Raw genomic sequence first — 6284 nt, forward strand, 5'->3', positions numbered from 1 at the left:
AAGTAACTAATCTTATGAAAGACGTGCTTTGGCTTCGGTCAGGACGCGGGCGTGGATCTTTTCTTCGCGAATGATGGCCTCGATGGCGGTCTTGTCCTGCACGTTGGCGGCCAGGCGGGTGTAGAAAGCCACGGCGTCGTGTTCCATGCCGATGGCCAGGTCCAGCAGCGCCGAGACCTTGCCCGAGGCGATGGCCTCGCGCAGGGTCTGGCCGTTGGGCAGCACGTCGGCTTTGAGCGCCCGGCGGGCCTGGGCGATCTTCTCGTCGCTGATCAGGACGGTCTTGCCCTGTGCGGCCAGTTCGCTGCGCATCTTGAGAAAGGTCGCGCGGTGGCGGGTTTCCTCGCCGGCCAGCCGCTTGCAGAGGTCTTGCGTTGAAACGTCGCGGGTGACGCCGGCCAGAGCCTCATAGAAATCGCTGCCGAGTTCTTCCATCATGATGGCCATCTGGAGCACGTCATCGCCGGCGGATTGTGTGGCAGGCATGGCAGACCCTTTCAATAGACAGATTGATCGCGCCGTATTCCTGATCGGTCCGCAACGCCGTAAGCTTGAGTTGCAGCCTCTTCGCTCAGCGACCTCAGCGGCCAGATCTGTCGTCTGCAGTAATCATCCGCGCCGGGATCTTGATGCCGGATCTGTTCGTTTACTGAATGCTCATGCCGCTGGAGATCGCGTCCAGGGCTTTCTGCGGCGACGCTGCGCCGAAGTGAATGTCGTACTCCTGGCCGCATGCCAGAACCAGGTGCAGCGACTTGAGGATCAGGAACTTGCGGGTGATGGCGGCCTGACGAATGTCCTTGATGGGGATGCACAGCCGCTGGTCCAGCGTTTCGTAGGCTTGCCTGCGATTGCTCAGCTCGGCTGCGGCGTTTTCCTGAAGGGCAAGCCCCGCGTCAAAACAGACGTTTCGGTTGGTGACGTGGAGCTTGCCGACGACTTTGGCCGCGCTGGGCCCCTGGCCGCCCATATAGACCGGCCAGGAACCAATAATCTCTTCACCGGGTGAAAGCCATTGCGGTTGCATGCTCTATCTCCAATAGAAGAACGTGTTAATCATTTGCCCTGCCCCCACCCTGTTATCAAGAACATGTCGCAGGGCGCCAGATCAGAAGCTTGGTCTTCTCCGCTGTCTTCTCTGGGTCTCTGTGTCGTCACGACGCGCGGAGCAAGCTCCGCCGCTAAAACGGTCAGGGCACGCCGCGCTTGGCTTTACGCCGTCTCTGTTCCCGGTTCCTGGCTGCCGGTTCCCGCTGCCCCACCGACCGAGGGCAGTTCCAGCTTGCCGCTGCGGAAATTAAACGACTTGCGGATCTTCTCCGTGCGCTCGCAGGGGACGATCGTGTAGCCCAGGCGTTTCTCATCGTGGGGCACCTGGCCCTTGGCCAGCGACACCCACGCGCCGTTCATGCCGTTGACGAACAGCGTCGTCGTCAGCGACTTGGTCCACCAGAAGCTCTTGAGCGTGCGCTTGAGCACCCAGTGCTGCGTCGCGGCGGCTTTGCGCAATTCGTAGATCGTCTCGTCGAGGCGCCGGGCGGTCATCTTGGCGGGCGTGTACACCGTTTCGATGAACGTGTAGCGTTCCCAGTCTTTGGGATAGTTGGTCGCGATGAGGCGCCCTTCGGCCTTGAGCTTGTCGAAGAGGTTCGTGCCCGGCAGCGGCGTCATGTTGGTGATCTGGATGATGTCCACGCCGAGCTGGACGGCCTTGAGGGCGGTGTCGGCGACGGTATTCTCGTCGTCTTCGTCCGAGCCGATCACGAATCCGCCAAAGACGGCCAGTCCGGCTTTGTGGAATCCGTCGACGTGTTCCTTGTAGCGGTCGAAGATCTTGACGTTGAGGCCTTTCTTCCATCCGGCCAACGCCTTGGGGTTGAACGACTCGATACCCACGAGCATGGCGCGGCATCCGGCCTTGTACGCCAGCTTAAGCCCTTCGATGTCGTCGCCCATGTTGAGGCTGGTCTGGCTGAACCAGAGCTTGCGCTTGCCGTGCTTGATGATGGCCCGCAGAAGTTCCTTGGCCCACTCGGCGTGCTTGGGACCCACGCCGTAGAAATTGTCGTCGACGACGAAGATGAACTTGCGATCGGTGCTGTTCCATTCCTCGATGATTTTGCCGATGTCGCGGCGGCGGATCTCGCGCCCGTTGAACCGAGTCACCGAGCAGTAGTCGCAGCCGATGGGGCAGCCGCGCGAGGTCTGGATGCACGCCACGTCATAGCGACCGTTGAGCGGGTGCAGGCCCTGCGCGGCGGCGCCGCGGTCGCCGGTCAGTTCCGAGAAGCAGCCGTCGTAGCGATTCTGGAGCTTGCCCGCCTGGGCGTCGGCGAGGATCTGCGGCCAGACCTCATCGCATTCGCCGACGGCGACCGAGTCGAAATGCTCAGCCGGTTCCTCGGGCACGGCCCAGGCGTGCGGTCCGCCCATGATGCTGGGGATGCCCAGCGTGCGGCAGCAGGCGGCCACTTCGTACGCCCGCGTGGCGCTGCTGGTGTAGCTGGTGACGCCGACGAGATCGTAGCCGCCCTCGGCGAGGCGCTTCTCGGTGTCGATAGTGGCGAAGATCTCGTCGATGATGTCGACCTGGTGCCCCGCCGCCAAAGCCAGCCGCGCCAGGACCTGCAGCCCCAACTGCGGAATGCGCGTGCCGATGGTGTGGTACCCCTGCCCGCTACGGGAAATCGGATTCACCAAAGCAATTTTCATGAAACCGCCTTTTTCTTGCCCCGCCGAAGCGCACCGGACACCCAGTCAAGCCTTCAGGGGGAAGGAGATTGTACCGCCGCCGCCCGCCGCGGGCAAGACTTTGAGCAATTGCTGCCACTCGCGAGGCGGGCTATACTGCTCCGGCAGCGATTCAATGGGCTAACGCCATGGCGGCGCCTGCGCCGATAGTTAGTTGAAGCCGGCGCGAAAATCCGCGGGGCATATATGCGCTTGCAGAGCCTGCGCGGCTGTTTATAATAAAAACCGGATCAGGGACTTTCCCACAGCCGCCGCGGCAGACACGGACCGGAATGGTTATGACCGATCAACGCCCCAATCGGACAGCGCACGACGCCTCGCGCTGGCTGATCGTGTTTTTTCTGGGCGCGATCGCGGCGTGCCTTCTGGCGGCCGTCGGCGCCGGGGCGATTCCCGCCCTGGCCCAAGACGGCGGCGGGGTCACCAGCGGAGCGGGCGGCAACCTCTTTGCCGTGGCCGGGCCGTTAACGCGGACGACGTATGGGATGTACCTGGTGGACTCGCGCAACGGCACGCTGTGCGTGTACGAATACGAGCCGGCCAACAAGAAGCTGTACCTTCGGGCGGCGAGGAACGTCGCCTTCGATCTTCAGTTAGACGCCTATAACACGGAAATCTCGCCTCACCAGGTCAAGACCCTGGTGGAGCAGAACCGGCGGCTTAAGACCACGGGCCAGTAAGTGCTGCCGCCCCGCCGTCGCCGCCCCAGTGGAGCTTTACGATGGGCAAGAAAATGTACTACAGCGAGCAGGAAGCCGCGCAGACCCTTGGCGTGACGGCGTCGGCCCTGGACGGCCTCGTCAAAGAGCAGAAGCTGCGCGTGTTTCAGGACGGTCCGCGCCGCATGTACCGCGTGGACGAAGTCGACGCCCTCAAGGCTCCCGCCGACGGCGACGAGGTGGAACTGACCCCCGCCGACTCGACGGTGCTGGGCAGCCATGAGGTGGAACTGATGCCCGCCGACGAGAGCGGCATCGGTTCGGGCGTCGGCAGCGGGTTCGACACCGCCATCGGCTCGGGCCTGGGCAGCGGCGTCGAGAGCATGGGCACCGGGATCGCCAGCGGACTGAGCAGCGGGCTCGATGAGATCAACCTCGAAACCTCCACCGAGACCCCCGCCGTCGGCAAGAGCAAGGAAGACACCGTCATCACCGCCGAAGGCATCAGCATCTTCGACGAGGAAGACCTCGAAATCGAAGCCGCCGACCCCATGGCCAAAACGCAGATCGCCCCCAGCCTGGAAGACCAGGTCTCCCTCGAGGGCGTCGGAAGCGGAAGCGGACTGCTCGACCTGACCCGCGAGAGCGACGACACGTCCCTGGGCGCCGAAGTGCTCGACCACATCGACGTCGATCAGGAAGGCGCCCCGGCCTCGTCGACCGATGAAGGACTGCTCGAACCCCAGCCCTTTGAACCCTCCACCGCCGCCGCCGCGGCTGTGGAAGGACCCATGGTCCTGGAAGAAATCGACAAGAACGCCGGCGCCTTCACCGGGCTGCTGGTCGCCGCCGCCGTCGTGGCGCTGCTGCTGGGCGCCACGGTGCTGGCGGCCGTCAAGGAACTCATGCCCGCCTACATCGTGTGGCTCAACACCAACATCACCGGCGTGCTGATCGGCGCCGCGGCGTTGGCGCTGGTATGTGCGGCTGTCGGGTGGTTCCTGGGCAACGCCGTCGCCGCGCGGCAACAGACGATGCGGATGCGCGATATGCGAAGCTGACCCGCGGCCGGATCATTCCCGGTCAGACCGGCGGGCGCTCTGGTCATAAAAGGAGTTTTGCGATGAGAAGCCTACTGATGTGCGTGGCGGCAACGACGCTCCTGAACGGCTGCGTGATGAGGTCCGAGTACGACAAGCTTCAGGCGCACCTGAACCGCACCACGGCGGATCTGAGCTCGACCAAGGAATCGCTGGGTCGCTGTGAAGTTCAGAACCAGCGCCTGACCGAAGACGCCGCAGCCGCCCGCCGCGACGCCACAAGCATGCGCGACCAGTTGTCCGTCGTGGACCGCCAGCGGGTGGACCTGTCGGCCCGTTTCAACGAGCTCAAGGCCCAGTACGAGAAGGTTCGCAACCTGCCGCCGGAGATGCCCAACCTCGGCGACGTGGTCGTGCTGCCCAGCGAAGTGGACCTGGCCCTCAAGCAGTTCGCCAAGGAAAACCCCGATCTGATGGAATACTTCCCCAAGTACGGTATGATCAAGTTCAAGAGCGATCTGACCTTCAAGCCCGGTAGCGACACCGTGCAGGACAGCGCCCGCACCGCCTTGGCCCGGTTCGTCACCATCGCCAACTCGCCGGCCGCCGGCAAATTCAACATCTACGTCGCCGGACACACCGACGACATGAACATCGTCAAGCCCGAGACCGCTCGGCGGCATCCCAATAACTGGTACCTCTCGGTGCATCGATCGGTGGCCGTGCAGGAGGCGCTGGTCAAGGCAGGGCTGAACCCCGAGCGTCTGGGCGTGATGGGCTTCGGCCAATATCACCCCGTCACTGCCAACGCCGCCAACAACGGCGGCAACCAGGCCAACCGCCGCGTCGAGATCTGGATCGTCCCGCCCAAGATGTACCTGACGCAGGACACGCGCTGACCCGCGCGACGCAGAATCGCTTGCAGCAACTGACGGTCACCATCGTGATCCCCCTTCGCAACGAAGCGGGGAACGTCGAGGCCATCTTTCAGCGCACGCCGGAGATGGGCGCCGGAACGGAACTGCTCTTCGTCGAAGGCGGCTCGACCGACGGCACGTATGAAACCGTCCAACGCGCCATCGCCGCCCATCCACATCGCAAGACCGCGCTCTATCGCCAGGGCGGCCGCGGCAAGGGCGACGCCGTCCGCCTGGGGTTCGACAAGGCCACAGGCGACGTGCTGATGATCCTCGACGCCGACCTGACCGTCCCGCCGGAAGATTTGCCGCAATTCTACGACGCCCTCGTCCAGGACCGAGGCGGCCTCATCAACGGCGCACGGATGGTCCACCCGATGGAAAAAGGCGCCATGCGACTGCTCAACTACCTCGGCAACCGGTTCTTCGCCTGGCGCATGTCGCGCATCATCGGCCAGCGCGTGCAGGACACCCTCTGCGGCACCAAGGTCATCCGCAAAGTCGATTACGAGCGCCTCAAAGCCGCCCGCCCATACCCCGACGACTTCGATATGTTCGGCGATTTTGATCTGATCTTCGGGGCCGCCCGTCTGGGTCTGAAAATCTTCGACCTGCCCATCCACTACCGCCGCCGCACATACGGCAAGACCAACATCCACCGCTGGCAGGTCGCCTGGCGCCTGACGCGCATGCTGCGGACTCTGCGGAAACTCTGGAAAGAAAACAGATCCTCGTTCCTCGATCCTCGATCCTAGAGATGGGATGGGTTTGCCTTTCCCTGGGATCCAGGATCTAGAGCATCTAGCGATCATCTGTAGCGTATCCGCAGCTACGGAAGTAGCCTTGGCACTCCTCCGCGCTCACGGCCCTGAGAGCTTGGCCGATCACACCAATGAGTTCCTCCAACGTACGCCCGG

General features: G+C 63.5%; 7 protein-coding genes. 4 read left to right on the forward strand and 3 right to left on the reverse strand.

Annotated elements, in window-relative coordinates:
- Positions 1–12: 12 nt before the first annotated feature.
- From ABFD92_08540 to ABFD92_08550, 3 genes are all read right to left on the reverse strand, one after another.
- A complete protein-coding gene (locus ABFD92_08540) occupies positions 13–486 on the reverse strand; it encodes a ferritin family protein (protein ID MEN6504571.1) in 474 nt (157 codons plus the stop codon).
- Between the two features lie 160 nt (positions 487–646).
- A complete protein-coding gene (locus ABFD92_08545) occupies positions 647–1027 on the reverse strand; it encodes a hypothetical protein (GenBank protein MEN6504572.1) in 381 nt (126 codons plus the stop codon).
- Positions 1028–1212: 185 nt separating this feature from the next.
- Positions 1213–2712: a radical SAM protein gene (locus tag ABFD92_08550; GenBank protein MEN6504573.1), complete on the reverse strand. Its 1500-nt coding sequence runs from the start codon at positions 2710–2712 to the stop codon at positions 1213–1215.
- 317 nt (positions 2713–3029) lie between these two features.
- Between ABFD92_08550 and ABFD92_08555 the strand changes: the two genes are divergently transcribed.
- The 4 genes from ABFD92_08555 (at position 3030) to ABFD92_08570 (ending at position 6122) form a co-directional block, all read left to right on the forward strand.
- On the forward strand, positions 3030–3431 hold the full coding sequence (locus ABFD92_08555; protein MEN6504574.1) for a hypothetical protein: 402 nt from the start codon (positions 3030–3032) through the stop codon (positions 3429–3431).
- 41 nt (positions 3432–3472) lie between these two features.
- Positions 3473–4471 carry a hypothetical protein gene (locus tag ABFD92_08560; protein MEN6504575.1) on the forward strand — a complete coding sequence of 333 codons (999 nt, stop codon included), beginning with the start codon at positions 3473–3475 and terminating at the stop codon, positions 4469–4471.
- A 62-nt stretch (positions 4472–4533) separates the two neighbouring features.
- On the forward strand, positions 4534–5349 hold the full coding sequence (locus ABFD92_08565; GenBank protein MEN6504576.1) for an OmpA family protein: 816 nt from the start codon (positions 4534–4536) through the stop codon (positions 5347–5349).
- Between the two features lie 20 nt (positions 5350–5369).
- Complete coding sequence (locus ABFD92_08570) at positions 5370–6122, forward strand: glycosyltransferase family 2 protein (GenBank protein MEN6504577.1); 753 nt, start codon at positions 5370–5372, stop codon at positions 6120–6122.
- Positions 6123–6284: the final 162 nt, after the last annotated feature.

This window comes from Planctomycetaceae bacterium (assembly GCA_039680605.1).
In the GTDB taxonomy this organism is placed as follows: Bacteria; Planctomycetota; Phycisphaerae; order SM23-33; family SM23-33; genus JAJFUU01.